The sequence below is a fragment of the Spirosoma daeguense genome (assembly GCF_054776875.1).
In genome coordinates this window covers 811,836-829,943 of record NZ_BAAHBF010000004.1, presented here as the reverse complement: position 1 = coordinate 829,943, position 18,108 = coordinate 811,836, and the positions used below count along the sequence as shown (strand labels likewise).

Annotated in this window: 10 protein-coding genes; 6 read left to right on the top strand and 4 right to left on the bottom strand. The window is 48.1% G+C overall.

Annotated features, from left to right (window positions below; genetic code table 11):
- Positions 1-167 precede the first annotated feature (167 nt).
- The 4 genes from ACYVD4_RS16130 to ACYVD4_RS16115 form a co-directional block, all read right to left on the bottom strand.
- The gene (locus ACYVD4_RS16130) at positions 168-1,616 is read right to left on the bottom strand and encodes a M56 family metallopeptidase (RefSeq protein ID WP_460947433.1); all 1,449 of its coding nucleotides are present in this window, start codon (positions 1,614-1,616) and stop codon (positions 168-170) included.
- Positions 1,613-3,496, bottom strand: a complete 1,884-nt coding sequence (locus tag ACYVD4_RS16125) for a TonB family protein (RefSeq protein WP_460947431.1) — start codon at positions 3,494-3,496, stop codon at positions 1,613-1,615. Before ACYVD4_RS16125 ends, ACYVD4_RS16130 begins: the two co-directional genes overlap by 4 nt.
- Positions 3,493-3,879 (bottom strand): BlaI/MecI/CopY family transcriptional regulator, encoded by a 387-nt coding sequence (locus tag ACYVD4_RS16120; RefSeq protein WP_460947428.1) that lies wholly within the window; start codon positions 3,877-3,879, stop codon positions 3,493-3,495. The genes ACYVD4_RS16125 and ACYVD4_RS16120 overlap by 4 nt, the downstream gene beginning before the upstream one ends.
- Before the next feature lie 152 nt (positions 3,880-4,031).
- Complete coding sequence (locus ACYVD4_RS16115; protein WP_460947426.1) at positions 4,032-6,542, bottom strand: glutaminase family protein; 2,511 nt, start codon at positions 6,540-6,542, stop codon at positions 4,032-4,034.
- Positions 6,543-7,165: 623 nt separating this feature from the next.
- Here ACYVD4_RS16115 and ACYVD4_RS16110 point away from each other — a divergent pair.
- From ACYVD4_RS16110 to ACYVD4_RS16085, 6 genes are all read left to right on the top strand, one after another.
- Positions 7,166-7,891: a hypothetical protein gene (locus tag ACYVD4_RS16110; protein WP_460947424.1), complete on the top strand. Its 726-nt coding sequence runs from the start codon at positions 7,166-7,168 to the stop codon at positions 7,889-7,891.
- Positions 7,892-7,893: 2 nt separating this feature from the next.
- Positions 7,894-10,665 (top strand): TonB-dependent receptor, encoded by a 2,772-nt coding sequence (locus ACYVD4_RS16105; RefSeq protein WP_460947422.1) that lies wholly within the window; start codon positions 7,894-7,896, stop codon positions 10,663-10,665.
- Entirely contained in the window at positions 10,665-11,768 is a 1,104-nt protein-coding gene (locus ACYVD4_RS16100) for a DUF4249 domain-containing protein (RefSeq protein WP_460947420.1), read from the top strand. The genes ACYVD4_RS16105 and ACYVD4_RS16100 overlap by 1 nt, the downstream gene beginning before the upstream one ends.
- Positions 11,769-11,872: 104 nt before the next feature.
- Positions 11,873-12,982, top strand: coding sequence for a DUF4249 domain-containing protein (locus ACYVD4_RS16095; RefSeq protein WP_460947418.1), 1,110 nt, complete (start codon positions 11,873-11,875; stop codon positions 12,980-12,982).
- Between the two features lie 3 nt (positions 12,983-12,985).
- Positions 12,986-15,382 (top strand): MG2 domain-containing protein, encoded by a 2,397-nt coding sequence (locus ACYVD4_RS16090; RefSeq protein ID WP_460947416.1) that lies wholly within the window; start codon positions 12,986-12,988, stop codon positions 15,380-15,382.
- Positions 15,383-15,468: 86 nt separating this feature from the next.
- Positions 15,469-18,060 (top strand): glycosyl hydrolase, encoded by a 2,592-nt coding sequence (locus ACYVD4_RS16085; RefSeq protein WP_460947414.1) that lies wholly within the window; start codon positions 15,469-15,471, stop codon positions 18,058-18,060.
- The last annotated feature ends 48 nt before the right edge of the window (positions 18,061-18,108 follow it).

Genomic DNA, 18,108 nt, shown 5'->3' with positions numbered 1-18,108 from the left:
CGTAAATTAAGGTAACTCGTTATGTGTCAGCTGCGAAATGGGTAGATTTTGTCATTCCGACAGTAAGAGGAATCTCAAATTTCCCGTAATGTAAGCTTGAGATTCCTCCTACCGTCGGAATGACAAAATTTCTGCATGATTCTTATTGAATGATTGATAATGAGTGTCTAATTCGTGGCGAGTTTAATCGCTTGTTCGCTTGAGCTGGCTTCTACGATATTAGTACCCGTAAATCGACTCTTGAATTCATTGAACGCAACTTCTTCACCATCGACGATAAAGTGGTTAAATGATTTCTGAATAACGTCTATGTCGGTAGGGATCGAAAAGAAGGCGGTTTTTTTAGCAGCCTCAACCGGTGGTGGCGGAGGGGGAGTCTGGCTTTCGGTTTCATCTTCCATTACGAAGCGAATGGGTAAGTTATACTTGACGTTCACGATTTCGCCATTGTGTCGGGCGGGGCTCCAGCGAGGCATTGCTTTCACAACACGTACCGCTTCGGCATCAGCCCCAAAACCAATACCCTTTTCAATCTGCACGTTGGTAATTTCTCCCGTCTTTGTGACAACGAAGGAGACAAATACTTTACCTTCGACATGCGCTTTCTGTGCTGCTTCAGGATATTTCAGATTCTGCCCCAGAAACTCGCCCAGTTTTTTCATACCTCCGGGAAATTCGGGTTGCTCTTCCACAATGGTTAACACGTCGCCATTAATCACCGGACTTTTACGGCTTACGCCTTCTGTTGAAGCCAATGGTCGATCTTGCTCTGATTGTGTACACATGAGCAGACTCGCTGCCAATGGTAATGCCAGTACGTAGCCAAATAACGCCCGGCGGTGCGATGTAGGTTTTTGTAACATAACGATACGTTGTTTAAGGGTTGATTTAGAGGCAAAAGACGTAACTAGCGTGCTCGGTGCTACGTTGAGCGCGTAGGCTACAAGTTGACGCGGATAATCGGGCTGTGGAGTTTGCAAAACGGCACGGTCGGCCAGAAACTCATGCACTTCCTGCAAGGCACGTTTGTAGAAAATCAAGACCGGATTGAACCAGAATAGAGCCTGCACAACTTCCAGCAATACTACATCAACAGTATGGCGCTGGCGAATATGTGCTTCTTCATGACGTAGCAGTGCGTCGGGTTCGTTACGTGCATCAGCTTGGTTAAGAACCAGATATGTACCGAATGAGAACGACGGCGTTACGTTATCAACAAGGCGAACGAGTGTGTAGGCTTGTTTTTGTTCTGCTGCTCCCTGTCTGATTAAACGCATAACCAAACGCATGTTGATAATTAGACGGGAAACCATAAAAACTACGCCAGCACCGTATAGAATCCAGAGCCACTGTGCCGTTGTCAGCGCATACCAATCGGCGGGTTGACTATCGGTCCGTACTACGAACGTAGGTAGGGTCATTACACCTGTTGGCAATGCGCCCATCAGACTATTGGGTAGTTGAACAAACGGTAAAACCAGCGATGCCATGACCGAACCGAGCAGATACGCTCGATTCAGTCCGAAAAATGTATTCCGACGTAGGAGCAGAACGTAGCAACCGTAGAAAAGCAGTAAATACAGACTGGCGATCAGGAAATACGTAAGCGCGTTCATTTCTTTTTGGATTTGGTTGTTATCTGAATGACGCCGTATTTCCCTTTCTCGCCGTAAACAGCCGCCGACTCGCCTTTCAGGACATTGATGCTCTCAATGTCGTTAGGATTGATATCCAGCTTATTTTTTTCAGATACACCTTCTCTGGGTAACGCAGTGCCTTTCGGCATCTCAACGCCGTCGACAATAAAAAGTGGTTCGCCACCAAACGGATTTTGTGGAGGTCCGCTAATGGTTACATTGGGTTTTATGCCGGGTTGAGTCGCAGATGCTGGATTGACTGGCTCGTTCTGACTATCTGTTGCCGCAACGGATTCGGTTTGAGTAGATTCTGAGTTTGGTGAAACCTGCCCGGTACGTTTATCCGCTTTCTCCAGCGAAAACTGAATCGGCAGATTATACTGTACGTTTACCGGTCTTCCCTGCTGCTTACCAGGAGTCCAGTTGGGCATCTGGCTTACTACCCGTATGGCTTCTTCATCGCAACCACTACCGATTCCTTTCAAGACGCGCAAATCGCGAACGCTGCCTGTTGTCGATACTACAAATTGCAAGAATACACGTCCCTGCACTCGTTTCTGCCGGGCTTCTGCCGGATAGCGTAAGTTTTTGGCAAGATATTGACCCAGCGCCCGCATACCACCCGGATATTCGGGCTGTTGTTCGACAACCGTGAAGACGGCTCCGGTACTCGGCTGTGCTACTGTTTTTGCCTGAGAGGTTTCTTCGGAAGCAGGTTCAAAGCCCATTACGTGCACTGTATTTAACTCCGTGGCTCCCACCATCAGGCTAACCGTGATAGATGAACGACCATTGACAGGCACAATCTGCGTTTTATGGCCAACAAAGCTGAAAACCAGTGATTCATTTTTACCCACCTTTGAGAGAGTATATTTTCCATTGGCATCTGTCGATGTGCCGAGATTCCCTCCTTTAACAACAATCGATACACCGGGTAAGCCTTTTCCATCGGTTGCGCTGGTTACCACACCCGATACGGTGATACGTTCATCGGTCGCCTGGCTAATCATGGCCGTGATTTCCTCGCGGGCCGTTGTCATCGAAAGCAGCCCCAATGCCATTGGTATAACTAAAACGTATTTACCTAATGCCCAACGAGTAGTGGCTTTCTGGTGTAGCATCAGCACGCGTTGCTTGAGTAACGACGGATTGAAGAACCCATTGACCAACGTATCGGGCTGTGTACCAAAAGCGTAACCGACCAGAAAACGAGCGTAATTGGTAGGCTCCGAAACGGCTTTATCTGCCAGAAACTCATGCACCTGACGTAGCATTTTGTCGATGAGCCACAAGGTCGGACAGGCCCAGAAAATGGAACGTAGCAGCGACAGACTTAATACGTCGACACTGTGGTGCTGCCGGATATGAACTAGCTCATGGTCGATAATTGGGGTAATACTCGAATCTGCCGGATTAAGTATGAGGTAGCGGAAAAACGAAAAAGTAGGCACTTGTTTATTCTGTGGCTTCACCAGTACATAGTCTTCGTTAGGTTGCTGTGGCGACTGTCGAATGAAACGTAGCAGTTGACCGGTACGTAACAAAAGATGTAGCAGAAATCCTACAGCAATGAGGGCATAAGCGCCCATTGCCATGTTTTCCCAATTGATATCTGCCTCGGCAGCCGACGTAGCAATTGCCGAAACGGGCAACGTAATAACGCCAACCGGAACCGGCAAGGCGTCGACGGTTTGCGTAGGTAAGCTTACCAGTGGAAGCAGAAGCGAGAGCACAGCCGACAGCAGCAGATACGCCCGATTAAGGCCGAAAAACGTATGTCGACGTAGAAATAGCCAGTAGCAGCCTACAAACAGCAGACCGTAGAGGTTGGCTTTGAGGAAATAATCGAGCGTATTCATTGGTCTTTCTGTTGATTTAGGAGTTTAATAATTTCATCGGCTTCGTTGAGGCTGATGTTTTTATCCTTTACGAAAAATGACACCAGCTTCTTAAGCGAATTGTCGAAATAGTTGGCCATCAATTGCTCGGTCTGGAAACGTCGGTATTCTTCTTCGGTAATGAGCGGGTAGTATTCATGCGTTTTTCCATAGGCCGTATACCCCACCAGCTCTTTCTTCTCCAGGATGCGAATAATAGTCGAAACGGTGTTGTACGCGGGCTTGGCCGGAGGGTCCCCAGATTCGGGGAGTTCGGCCAGTACGTCTTTTACGAAGCCTTTTTTTAGTTGCCAGAGCACCCGCATGATTTCTTCTTCTGCTTTGGTTAGTTCGCGTATCGCCATGATTGGTTGTTTCGGTTCAGAATTAAATAGTAAACGAAAGTTATGACTAATGGTTTAGTTTTACAACTAATATGTTAGTTATATTTTTTGTGAAAAATAAAAAGCCCGCTTCCTGACTCAGAAACGGGCTTTTGAGAATAAATCAGTGACTTTTACTTCGCTAGCTTTCCTTCAAGCATTTTGATGTAATAACCGCCCACTACCGACCGGGCCTGAAAACCAACCTGCTTGGCATCAGTTGTTTCGTGCCAATCGGAAAGTGGAACGCGCGAGGTCGTTTCGTTTGCGTACCGCCAGACAGGTTTTACCAGCGCCTGAAAATCTTTTGGCGACTGCGCCAACGTAGCGGTCCACATAATCCAGTCTGATTTGGTGTAGGTTTTCCGGCTGTCGAGGGGCAGACCGTATGGTTCCTGTTTGGTCAGGTAATACGCAATTTCTGTCTGCGTAATTTCTTTCGGGAATATTCCCATGTTCAGCAGCTTATCCCACACCAGATTGTATTTCTGACTCCACGTGTCCGCCGAATTCTCAAACGTTAAATCGTAGTGTTTTTTAGCCGATGATGTTTTATCGAGGGCTAGTTGCTGCCATTTAAGTGCCATTTCTTTTGCCGTTTTCTGATAACTGTCGGCGGTGGCTTTGTCGCCAAGCATACCTGCCAACTGACCATAAGCGGCAATGCCCAGAATAGCTTTTACCGACAGATTAGCGTTACGGGCAATATGTCCCGCAAAATCATCGGTGCAGAGTTGATTCGCTGGATCAAAACCATCTTTTTTCAGATATTCGACCCACGTAGTGAGCGTTTTCCAGTGTTGTTTGGCATAGTTCGCGTTACCTTCGGCTTTGGCAATAGCACCCGTCAGAATGAGCATGTTCCCTGATTCTTCAACCGGCATATCCTCGCCATAAGTTTGTCCGTTTGCCAATGGATACGTACCTACGTCGTGAGCCGCAAAAGGCTTGGTCCACCGACCACTCTCCGAATAGTGGAAAATGGGTTCCATCATACCTTTCAGCAACGTGGTATTATAGAGTAGGAAAAGCGGAGCCGATGGATACGTTATATCGACAGTGCCGATAGAACCGTTCGAGAAATTTTCTTTCGATAAAAAGAGCACTTCACCTTTGGGTCCAGCCACAATTTTGTGGGCAGCAATCGCTTGTCGATAAGCCAGCACGCACAAATCGGCATATTCTTTACCGCCCGCTTTCTGCGCATCGGCCCGAAGCTTGGCGTCGAACGTAGTAGATTTCTGGCGCAGTCGGTTGTAGTCGGTTTCGGCAGTTTGCAATAGTTCGCCCATGCTGACTTTGCCCGTTTTGTTCCACCAGGGCCGCAGATTCTGCTTGAAATATTGAACCGAATACAGATCATCGTAGCCAAGTAGTACGTGTCGGGTTGCTGGGCTTGTTACGTTGTTGAAGTTCAGTACAGCAGCCATCGCTACGTCGACTGCCGCACGAGCGGGTAATTTTGCGCCCGGAGCCGGTAGCTGACCTTTGCTGACGAATGCTTGTTTGAGCGCACTGGCTAATCCTGAAGTTGTCTGATTGCCAGTTTGTTGCGGAGCCGCCAGATACGCATAGCCCCAGTCGATACGTACGTTATCACCCTTGCGACCCAGAACAGGCTGTGCTTCGGTACCAACAACCTGATACGTCAGTCCGCCCGTTTGCGCCACTTTTGTAATCACTTCCTGCCCGATGGTGTTGGTCGCCACCGTACCCGATTCGCTGAAAAACACCTGAACCGCGTGGGGCTTACCATCCGTCGACCGAACATCGAACGTAACGTAGCTGATGGGTCGAGCCACTACGTTCAATTCGTCAAGCAACAGGGGCGACAGAAAATTAACCGACAAATTAACCGGGCCAGCCGTAAACGTATATTTTGTTTGTGTGGCCGATACCGTTACGTCGGTTTGGGCGGCTGGCGTAATCGATGACAACGTAACCGGATTGACGATACCAACGTCGATAAATGAACCGCCCCGAGGACTGATGCAATGTACGGCCAGTACGTTCTTGCCTGTTTGTAACGCTTTCTGACCAGCCGCCGAAAGTGGCAAATAAATATGCTCGTGGATGTAGCCTTTTTTGTCCAGAATTTCGGTGCCGTTCAGGTAAACCACTACGTCATCGTCGTGGTTGAGGGCGAGCAATAAATTAGCAGGATTTGCTTTTCCATCATACGTAAATTCCCGACGGAAGTAGATGCCCTCTTTCATCGTTTCGCTGTTGACCCATTTGGTTTTGGCGTCGGGTGTATCGCCGAACGGACCTTGCCCCGAAGTCCACTTGTTATCGTCGAAATCCGATTTTTCCCAGCCTTTTTCGGGCTTGTCCATCGTATATCGGGCTGTGAACGGTTTTACTTCGCCCGATGGCAGAATCGGTTCATAGGTAGTGGGTACCGCTCCCAGAAACTGATATGATTTCCCATCGACTCGGATAATTCCTTCCAAAGACTGCGCCTTACCGGTCCAGTGGCGCGTGGGCGAATCGGTCAATTTATCGGTATTGCTCCAGAGGCTGAAATACGGGTCGTGGGTAATGAGTGGATACGCAGGTGGACGTAGTGTTTGCGCGTAAGTGTGGCCGAATGCAAGTGAAAGCAGAAGAAGGCCAGACGAACGTAACGCAGCGTGTAGACGCATTGGAATTGGTGTTTTTTGACGAATGAAAAGTTTATTCACTGATAAAGTAGCGGGCGAGACAGGCTTTACTTATCAGGGGCGAATGTAGAAAAATTATACGATGTTGAAATCAGAATAACGGTGGTGTCGGGTTTTCGAACCCGACACCACTACGTCAGATTGGTTATATCTGGCCGTTATTGCCAGCTCAGCTATATCAGAACTATAAATCCCAAGAGTGTATCGACGAGTAAGCCCGATTATGTTGCCACACGATAATCGGTTGAGAACATTATGAACTGATTTTCTTTAAAACCGTTCATCCTTATTTTATTTGGTATAGATAAGCTTTGAATGGTAAATTCGCTCGGAAACGTTGCGTTTTGCCACAATTGATATGGTACTTACGTAGTAGTATCTAGTCTATCTGGATGCACGATATTATAAACAGTTTTACTGTAATCCTAACTAAACTGTCAGTATAACGTAGCAGGTGGATTCTTTTACATCAATATATTTTCAGACGTAAAAAGGTGATAGATAATTTATTGAAAACCATTCGAACGAATTGGCCGCTAGTAGACTCTCTAGTTTCGTTCCTGAATGCAAAACGTAGTGTACATTCTATCCGAGATTTTCAGTCTATGCACGTAGTATTTTCGTTATGCCTCGTTGTGCTTCTCGTCACAGAAGCTGCGGGGCAAACTCTCACCGCCGATAGTTCTTCGATAAAAATTGCCCGTAATGCGGTTGTTCGGTCATACAATCAGGCTATGTATCGGCAGTCGCACATATATGAAGGAGACGAGTACATTATTCATGACCACCGAATTAAGGTTCATCCATACTACGTTGCCGAAAATCTGCAAACGGGAACCGTTCTGTATAACGGAATCAACTACGAAAATGTATTGATGCTGTACGACATCGTTCGGGATGAACTGGCCGTTCAACCGCCTGATGGCGCGTATCGGTTACGGCTGAGAAACGAAAAAATTGCTCGCTTTTCGTTTGATAAGCACACCTTTACCCGCATCGTGGCCGATAGTGCAACGGGTATCCGTACTGGTTTTTATGAATTGCTGCACGATGGAAAAGTAAAAGCACTGGCCAAACGACAGAAAGAGGTGCTGGAGGATATTTCGACAGGTGTGTATAAAGGCGAGTATCTGCCGAAAGACCGATTCTATGTTTTCAAAGACAATACGTATCACGAAGTGAAAACCAAATCGTCGCTGCTACGTCTGTTTCCCGATCAGTCGAAAGAACTCCGAAAGTTTATTCGCACCAACAAGCTTAAATTCAAAAACGAACTGCGCGAAGAAGCGATTACCAAAGTAACGCAACGTTATGACGAACTAGCCCGCTAACCATGACCCAACTCTACCGAATCTCTTTTTTACTTTTATTCTTTGCTGGCTGGTTAGGCGAACTACGCGCGCAGACAAACCCCGACAAGCCCATCAGTGGCGATTTTACAAACCTGCGTTTCGAAGCGTTTGTACAACGGGTAGAAGCTCAGACACTATACCGGTTTTTTTATAATCCCAGAGATGTCGATAGTCTGGTTGTCGATATGAAGGTCGATAAACAGCCACTTCAGACGGTGCTTCGGCAGCTTTTATCGAACTCGAAATTTGGCTTTTCCATCGACAATCAACAGCGTGTTTACATTACCGTCAACCGGCTTATTCGAACTGAACTGCCGATTGGTTTTTTCCGTCGGGGAGCTGCCGATTCTGGTCCTGACTCAACGGCTTCGGCTTACCTGACCGAAACGCAGAAAAAGCGGGTAGAGCCTGAAACTAAAACCTACGAAATTGGCAAACGTACTAATCCCATTCGGCCGGGCCGTGCTACGTTGACCGGGCTGGTACGTAACGTAGCGTCGGGTGAACCAGTGGTAGGGGCGGCTGTCTATATCGATAACCCACGTATCGGCACCGTAACCGACCAGTTCGGGCATTATTCCTTCACGTTACCACGCGGACGTCACGACCTCAAACTACGTAGCATCGGCATGAAAGATACCCGCCGTCGGATTATTCTGTATTCAGATGGGAAGTTTGATGTGGAGATGGAAGACGACGTGATTGCCTTGAAAGAAGTGGTGATTGAAGCCGAGAAAGACGCCAATATTTCCGGGGTTCAGATGGGGCAGGAGCGGGTTGATATCAAGAGTATCAAACAGGTGCCAACCGCTCTGGGTGAAGCCGATTTACTACGTGTGATTCAGACGCTGCCCGGCGTTAAAACCGTAGGCGAAAGTTCGACCGGGCTTAACGTGCGCGGAGGTGCCACCGACCAGAACCTGATTCTGTATAACGACGCGCCAATTTATAACTCATCGCACCTGTTCGGCTTTTTCTCGGCCTTCAACCCCGACATGATCAAGAGTGCCGAATTGTATAAAAGTGCCATTCCGTCGCGGTTCGGTGGTCGGTTGTCGTCGGTACTCGATGTGCAGACGCGCGATGGGAACAAAAAGAAATTCGTGGGTTCGGGCGGTATTGGTCTGCTAACCGGGCGGCTGACACTTGAGGGACCAATTCTGAAAGATAAAACGTCGTTCATTGCGGGTATTCGCACAACCTATTCCGACTGGCTGTTACGTCAATTACAGTCGAAATCGTTTCAGAATAGCCGCGCTTCGTTCTACGACCTGAACCTGCACATCACGCACGACGCTAACGAGAAAAATACGTTCTACCTTACAGGGTATCTGAGTAAGGACAGTTTCCGGCTCAATAGCGATACGTCGTATCATTACCAAAATCAGACCGCTACGTTGAAATGGAAGCACATTATCACCAATAAGTTATATAGTGTTTTTACCGGGAGTTACAGCGGGTATGCCTATGGTGTTGCGAGCGAAAAGCAGCCACTCAACGCCTATCAACTCGATTTTTCGATCAACCAGACGCAGTTTAAGGCCGATTTCAACTATTACCCAACCAACCAGCACGCGCTCGATTTTGGGGTTAGTAGTATCTATTACAAACTTTCGCCCGGAAATTTTCAGCCGAAAGGAGCAGAGTCGCTCATTATTCCCGACGTAGTACCAAATGAAAAAGGGGTAGAAAGCGCGGTTTATATCGGCGACCGTTTCGACGTATCGCAAAAGTTTACCATCAGTGCTGGATTGCGGTATTCGTTCTACACGTTTCTGGGGCCGAATTCAGTCTATAAATATGCCGACGGTGTTCCTAAATCGGTCAACTCGATTATTGATACGGTGGCGTATGGCAACAACAGCAATATCGCTACGTATCACGGACCTGAATATCGCATAGCACTACGGTACGCACTGTCCGCTACTTCTTCGGTGAAGGCCAGTTTTAACCGAACTCGTCAATACATTCAGATGCTGTCGAATACAACGGTGATTTCGCCAACCGATATCTGGAAACTTAGTGATCAGTCCATTAAACCACAAATTGGCGATCAGTATGCGCTGGGTTTCTACAAAAACAACCGAAACAACACCATCGAAATGTCGGTAGAAGCGTATTACAAAACCATGCGAAACATGCTCGACTACCGTAGTGGAGCCTCGCTGATTTTGAATCATCATATTGAAACCGACGTAGTAAATGCCGAAGGAATGGCGTATGGAATTGAGTTTCTGGTGAAGAAAACGACCGGTAAGCTAAACGGCTGGCTGAGTTACACCTACGCCCGAACGCTATTGAAGTCAACGAATCTGAACAACACGGAGTTGATAAATGCTGGTAAATACTACCCAAGCAGCTACGATAAACCGCACGACGTAACGATGATTGGTAATTACAAAATCAATCGTCGGTTCAGTTTGTCGCTCAATTTTACGTACAGCACCGGACGACCCATTACGTTGCCCGTCAGCAAATACATTCTCGACAATTCGGCTCGAGTGCTGTATTCCGAACGGAATCAGTACCGTATTCCGGATTATTACCGCGCTGATTTTGCGATGAACATCGAAGGCAATCACAAAGTGAAGAAACTGGCTCACAGTTCATGGACGATTTCGGTCTATAACCTGCTCGGCCGACGTAACGCGTACTCTGTCTATTTTAAAGCGGAACAAGGTCGGATCAACGGGTATCAGCTATCTATTTTTGGGAACCCGATTCCATCCATAACGTACAATTTCAGGTTCTAATGAGCAAGTTAAAAGCAATAGGCTGGTTATTGGTTATGCTGGTGGGCGGCTGTGTCGACCCGTATCGGCCGCCTGAAATCACCTCACCCGGCAGTTATCTGGTTGTCAATGGGTTCTTTAACAGTGCGCCCGGTACTACGTCCACAATCCAGTTGTCGCGCACGCAGAATCTGACCGACACCAAAGCGCCTACGCTCGAAAGCAAGGCGACGGTGACAATTGAATCGAAAAGTAATGCCATTTACACACTTCGGGAAGGCACACCGGGTAGTTACACGCTGGCGGGCGTGACGCCCGTTTCGGGGGAGACGTATCGGTTGCATATCAAAACGAAAGGGGTGGATTACTATTCGGACTACGTACCGGTGGTGACCACACCCCCCATCGATAGTGTGAGTTGGGGCGTTGTTGATAATGGCGTACAGATTAGTGCGAATACGCATGATCCGAAAAATAACGCCCGGTATTACAAATGGGATTATGAAGCAACCTGGGAATATTATTCCCGTTACTATTCGGGACTGGAGTTGAAAAATAACCAGATCGTTGGTCGGGCAATTCCAATAAATCGATGCTGGAACAGTGAATTATCGACCAACATTATTACGACCTCAACCGTCCGGCTGTCGCAGGATATCGTTCGTAAATATCCGCTCACGTTCATTCCCGGAAGTTCGATTAAACTGGGTTCCCGGTATAGTATTCTGGTGAGGCAGGTGTCATTGACACAAACGGGATTCGATTATTATGACCAACTGGCGAAAATAACGCAGAACATCGGCTCCATTTTCGACCCACAGCCCTCGCAGATTGTGGGTAATGTGCATTCATCGGCCGGGGCTTCGGATCTGGTGATGGGCTTTTTCCGGGTGGGCAACGTAGAAACAAAACGGATTTTCATTAACAGATCGCAGTTGCCGGGCTGGTATACTATTACTGGGCAGGAAGATTGTGAGATGGATACGCTATCGATCGGTGATATATTAAGAGACAGACCGGCTATCATTGAGCAATACTTTCTTCAATACCTGACGACTGCCGAATACTGTGTCGATTGCCGATTACGGGGAGGAGTGCTAACAAAACCTGCTTTCTGGGATTAGTCAATGGTTGTTGAACAAACAGTTGATACGTATCATTTCGTTAGAGAAATCTGGACAGTTAAGCCGCTTGGTATACTATCCATATTATATAATTTCAGGTTCTAATGAGTAAATTAAGAGGAATAGCTTGGTTATTGATTGCACTAGTTGGGGGTTGCATCGACCCGTATCGGCCGCCTGAAATCACCTCACCCGGCAGTTATCTGGTTGTCAATGGGTTCTTTAACAGTGCGCCCGGTACTACGTCCACAATCCAGTTGTCGCGCACGCAGAATCTGACCGACACCAAAGCGCCTACGCTCGAAAGCAAGGCGACGGTGACAATTGAATCGAAAAGTAATGCCATTTACACACTTCGGGAAGGCACACCGGGTAGTTACACGCTGGCGGGCGTGACGCCCGTTTCGGGGGAGACGTATCGGTTGCATGTCAAAACGAAAGGGGTGGATTATTATTCGGACTATGTGCCGGTGGTCACTACGCCCCCTATCGATAGCGTGAGTTGGGATGCTCTGACGGATGGGCTGCAAATCAGTGTGAACACCCATGACCCGAAAAATAGTACGCGCTATTATCGCTGGGAATACGAAGCGACTTGGGAGTATTACAACATCTTTAATTCGGGCTATGAACTACGGAATAATCAGATTGTTGAACGCGCGATTCCGATAAACCGGTGCTGGAACAGCGAATCATCGACCAACATCATTACTACCTCAACGGTACGACTGTCGCAGGATATTGTTCGTAAATATCCGCTTACATTTATTCCTCAAAGTTCTATTAAACTAGGGGTTCGATACAGTATTCTGGTCAAACAAACATCACTCACACAGACGGGTTTCGACTATTATGATCAATTGGCGAAAATAACGCAGAACATCGGCTCCATTTTCGATCCCCAACCCTCGCAGATTGTGGGTAATGTGCATTCATCGGCGGGAGCATCAGATTTAGTGATGGGTTTTTTCCGGGTGGGAAATATTCAGACAAAGCGCATTTTTATTAATAAGTCACAGTTGCCGGGTTGGTATACCATTACGGGCCTTGAAGATTGCCGAATCGACACTACGTCGCGGGCGGATATATTGAGAGACAAACCAGCCATTATCGACCGTATTGAAGGCTCGCCAGAGTATCTAACTACGTCGGAGTATTGTGTCGACTGCCGTTTACGAGGAGGAGTGTTAACAAAACCTGCTTTCTGGGACTAATCAATGACCTCACGAATTATATCATATTGGGCTGGTAGCCTGCTGACATTAAGCAGTTTATGCGGATTCGGCCAGACAACAGAATCGGCAAAAACGGTTGCGCAATCGTTTGATACGTATCGCCGGCAGACCATTCAGGAAAAACTGTTTGTGCACACCGATCAGTCGGCCTACATGGTTGGCGAAACGATCTGGTTCAAGGTATACTACGTCGATGCTACGTTGCATCAGCCGCTTGATATCAGCAAAGTTGCGTATGTTGAGGTGCTGGATAAAGAACAGCGATCAGTGTTACAGGCGAAGGTCGAGTTGACTGCCAATGGCGGGAGCGGTGCGTTCTTTTTGCCGTCGTCGCTTAATTCGGGTACGTATCGGTTACGGGCGTATACCAACTGGATGAAAAATTTCAGCGCCGATTTTTTCTTCGAGAAAAACCTGACTATTGTCAACTCATTTAAGCCCCTTGGCTTGCCGTTTGCCAAACAAAATTCAGACTACGACATTCAGTTTTTTCCGGAAGGCGGGCATCTGGTACAGGGAATTGCCAGCAACGTAGCGTTTAAAATTGCTGATGAATCGGGCAAGGGCGTAGCGGTTCGGGGCGGTATCATCAATGCGCAGAATGATACGTTAGTCCGGTTTCAGTCGCAGAAATTCGGGATTGGACGCTTTAGTTTTGCGCCTTCCGAGGTCGCTACGTATCGGGCTGTTGTTTTTGACGAGAAAGGACGTCCGTTTACCCGTTCTCTCCCGGCTGTGAAGGCGCAGGGATACGTAATGCGCTTGGAGGAAAGCGGGCCAGACCAACTGAAAATCACCGTCAATACGAACCTGAGTAATGTGGGTAGCATATCGTTGTTTGCGCACACCCGGCAGGAAATCAAAGTGGCTGAAACAAAGTTCATGCAACAGGAAGCTACGTTTCAAGTCGATAAAAAAGTGCTGGGCGATGGCGTTTCGCACCTAACGATTTTCGATGCGGCTCAGAAGCCGGTTTGTGAACGATTGTATTTTAAACGCCCAATGCAGGAGCTACGTATTCAACTCAAATCAGACCATCCGCAATACGCATCCCGAACTAAAGTTACGCTCGATGCTTCTGCACAGGCATCGGCGGGCAAAATCAATCGGCCGTCGATGTCCGTAGCCGTTTATCGGGTCGATTCGCTAGCTGACGGAGCTAGCGATAATATCCTGAATTACTTATGGATGACATCGGATCTTGCCGGACGTATCGAATCGCCTGACTATTATTTGCAACCGACCAATGCCGACGTAGCACTGGCAACCGACAATCTGATGCTGACGCACGGCTGGCGCCGATTCCGTTGGGACGACCTGCTTCAGAAAAATCCCGTAACCCGACCTTATATAGCCGAGCCGAACGGACTGGTCATTCAGGGGAGCGTAACGAATCCTGAAACCGGCAAGCCTGTTCCAAACATTGTAACGTACCTGTCGACGCTCGGAAAACCTACTCGCCTGTATGTATTTCGGAGTGATGCTGAAGGGCGGGTCCGGTACGAGATGCAGGATTTTTACGGCCCTAAAAACATTTTTGCCCAGACAAACCCTGAAGACAGTCTCAACAAACTAACCATCGATAATCCGTTCTCTACGTCAATATCGGCTTATCGACTTCCCGAGCTGGCCATCAACGAATCGCACGCAACGCAATTACTAAATCGGAGCGTGGCCATGCAGGTGCAGTCAACGTATTGGGGCGATGATATCATCCGGTATCGTTATCCGGATGTTGACAGCAGCGCTTTTTATGGTAAACCGTCTGAAACCTATCTGCTGGATGCCTACACCCGTTTTCCTCGGATGGAAGAAGTGTTACGTGAATACGTAACAGGTGTGCTTCCCCGTAAACGCGACGGGCATTTCCGGCTGATGGTGCCGAACCTGCCGTATCGCTCCCTTTTTGAAGAGCCTTCAATGGTACTGATGGATGGCGTTCCTATTTTTAATATGGATCGGGTAATTGAATTTAATCCACTGAAAGTGAAGCAGATAGACGTAGTGACGAATCGGTATTTGATGGGCATGACGGCCTTCAGTGGTATCATCAACTTTATGACTTACAAAAATGATTTATCGGGATTTCTGCTCGATAACCGACTGGTAAAACTCGATTACGATGGCCTCCAGCTTCAGCGGGAGTTCTACATTCCTCGTTACGAAACACCCAAGCAACAGACCAGCCGCTTACCCGATGGCCGGACGTTATTGTACTGGAATCCAAACCTGTTGGTCAATGCCGAAGGGAAGTCACAGGTCGATTTTTACACATCCGACCAAACTGGAACATACCTTGTCGAAATCAATGGTCTCGCACCCGATGGTCGTGCCGGTTATCAGCGAACACTGTTTGACGTGAAAAATACACCGAAATAAGCCTATAAATCGGCATCAATAGGGGAGAGCAGTACGGGGTAATGGGTTTAAATGTGTTTATTTAAACCCATTACCCCGTACCTCTTATGAAACAGATTCTACTGGCCGGTTTTATACTTACTAGTTGGCTAACGCTCTTAACCACGTCGATGGCGCAGCAGCCCATCGTGAATCGGCAGACCGCAAAGCCGTGGACGTACTGGTGGTGGATGGGCAGTGCCGCCAATGAAGCCGACGTTACGTATCAACTGGAGCAATTTGCAAAAGCGGGGTTAGGTGGTGTGCATATCATCCCGATTTACGGGGTTAAAGGCTACGAAAACCAGTTTATCCCATTTTTAAGTGAACGTTGGCAGGCTGTGGTCGGTCATACCATTCGTGAAGGAAAACGGCTTGGGCTCGGTGTCGACCTGACCACGGGTACGGGTTGGCCGTTTGGCGGGCCGAACGTATCGGACGACATTGCGGCCAAAGCCTGGAAAAATGAGAACGGAACGTTAGCCACGGTACTGACCAAACAGCAGGTGAAACGACCGGCACCGGGCGGGCAGGGGCTTGTGGTCGACTATTTTAGCAAACAGGCTATTGAAAAATACCTGCGCCGATTCGACTCTACGCTGCTACGTATGCCCGAGCGCCCACGAGCCGTTTATAATGATTCCTACGAAGTCTACGGAGCCAACTGGACCGATAATTTTCTGTCCGAATTCAAAGCCCGGCGCGGTTACGATCTTAACAGCCAACTTGCCCTGTTTACCGATACCACTCAACGTAGCGAAAGTATTTTGGTTCATCAGGATTATCACCAGACGTTGGCCGAATTGCTGAACGATGGATTTGCCAAAACTTGGGGCAACTGGGCCAGAAAAGCGGGCTATCTATCCCGAAATCAGGCCCATGGGTCACCCGGAAATCTGATCGACCTTTACGCTCAGGCCGATATTCCCGAAACCGAATCGTTTGGCTCCAGCCGGTTTCCGATTCCCGGTTTGCGGGTCGATGCCAATTATGAAGTCGACCGGTTCGGAACGCCCAATCCACTGGCTATGAAATTTGCTTCATCGGCGGCTAATCTGCTGGGTAAACCGCTGGTCAGCTCTGAAACCACAACCTGGCTGGCGAATCATTTTCAGGTATCGCTGTCGCAAATAAAACCGCAGATCGACGAATTGTTTGCGGCTGGCATTAACCATATTTTTTACCACGGTACGCCTTATTCGCCACCGTCTGAGCCTTGGCCCGGCTGGGTGTTTTACGCATCGACGCATTACGGCCCGGCCTCGCATTTCTGGCCGCATCTGCCCTTGCTCAATAAGTACATCGAGCGTTGTCAAACCCGTCTTCAGGCCAGTAAGCCCGACAACGACATACTGGTTTATTTGCCGATTCATGATTTATGGGCAACACCGGCAAAATCGGCGGGGGGCATTCACCAACTGGAAGTACACCACGTAGAACGCTGGCTTCTGCCGCAACCTTTCGGGCGTTTATGCGAACAACTCAGTCAGCGCGGTTATTCCTTCGACTACGTATCAGATGAATTGCTGAAAAGTTTGACCGTCAATAAACAGGAAATTCGTAGTTCGGGTGGTGCTACGTATCAGATCATTCTCGTACCGCGTACTACGTATCTGCCCGAAACAACGCTACGTCAATTGGAAGAGCTGGCGAAACAGGGTGCCCGGATTGTGTTCGATCAGCAATTGCCCGAACAGGCTGCCGGATTTTATAACCATCAGGCACGTTCGGCAATCATTACGCAGGTAGGGAAACAGCTTCAGCAGATGAAGAACGTAATGGTGAGCTCTGATATCTTCACTACGTTGCCGCAACTGGGCGTGCGCGTAGAGCCGTGGGCGGTTGAGGGATTGTCGTTCATTCGCAAACGTAATGCCGATACAACGCAATATTTTATTACCAATTTAAGTAATCAGTTTCGCCAGAACTGGATTCAGCTTTCAGCGAAAGGGCACGTCAGCCGCTACGATCCACTAACGAATCAAACAGAGCAATTGCCTGTGCGGCAAGGACGGAACGGACAACCCGAAATTCTACTTTCGGTTGAACCGGGACAGGCGTATTTTGTGAACGTCGACAGTAAAAAAACGGCTAAGCCTAACGTAGCAAATTCCGCATCGGATGAACGCAACGTCGGTGTTGCTTCAATTCCAGTGCAGAATCCATGGCAGGTACAGTTTATGGGCGGAAGGCCATCTTTAGCGTTGTCGACAACGATTGCGAATCTGAACTCGTGGACAACTTTTTCGGACTCAGCGAGTTATTTTTCTGGTACGGCTCGTTATCGTACTACGTTCAATTTGCCTGATGGTGAACAAGCTACAACGTATCAACTCGATCTGGGCGACGTGCGTGAAGTAGCTGACGTTCGGGTGAATGGGCAGCCCATTGGAACGGCCTGGTGTTTGCCCTATCGCGTTATGATACCAGCTAGTTTGTTGAAAGCAAATCGTAATGAACTTGAGATCGACGTAACGAATCTGTCGGCCAATTACATGCGGCTATACGACCGGATACATCCCGAATGGAAGAAGTTTTACGATATCAATATTGTTGATATTCGATACCGACCTTTCAATGCAACCAATTGGGAGGCTGTACCATCGGGGTTACTGGGCCCGATACTGTTAACGCCCGTCGGTTCGTTATCAGATAAATAGAGATACATATTTGGTAAAACGTATCGTCGGCCGTTACGTTGCTTTGTT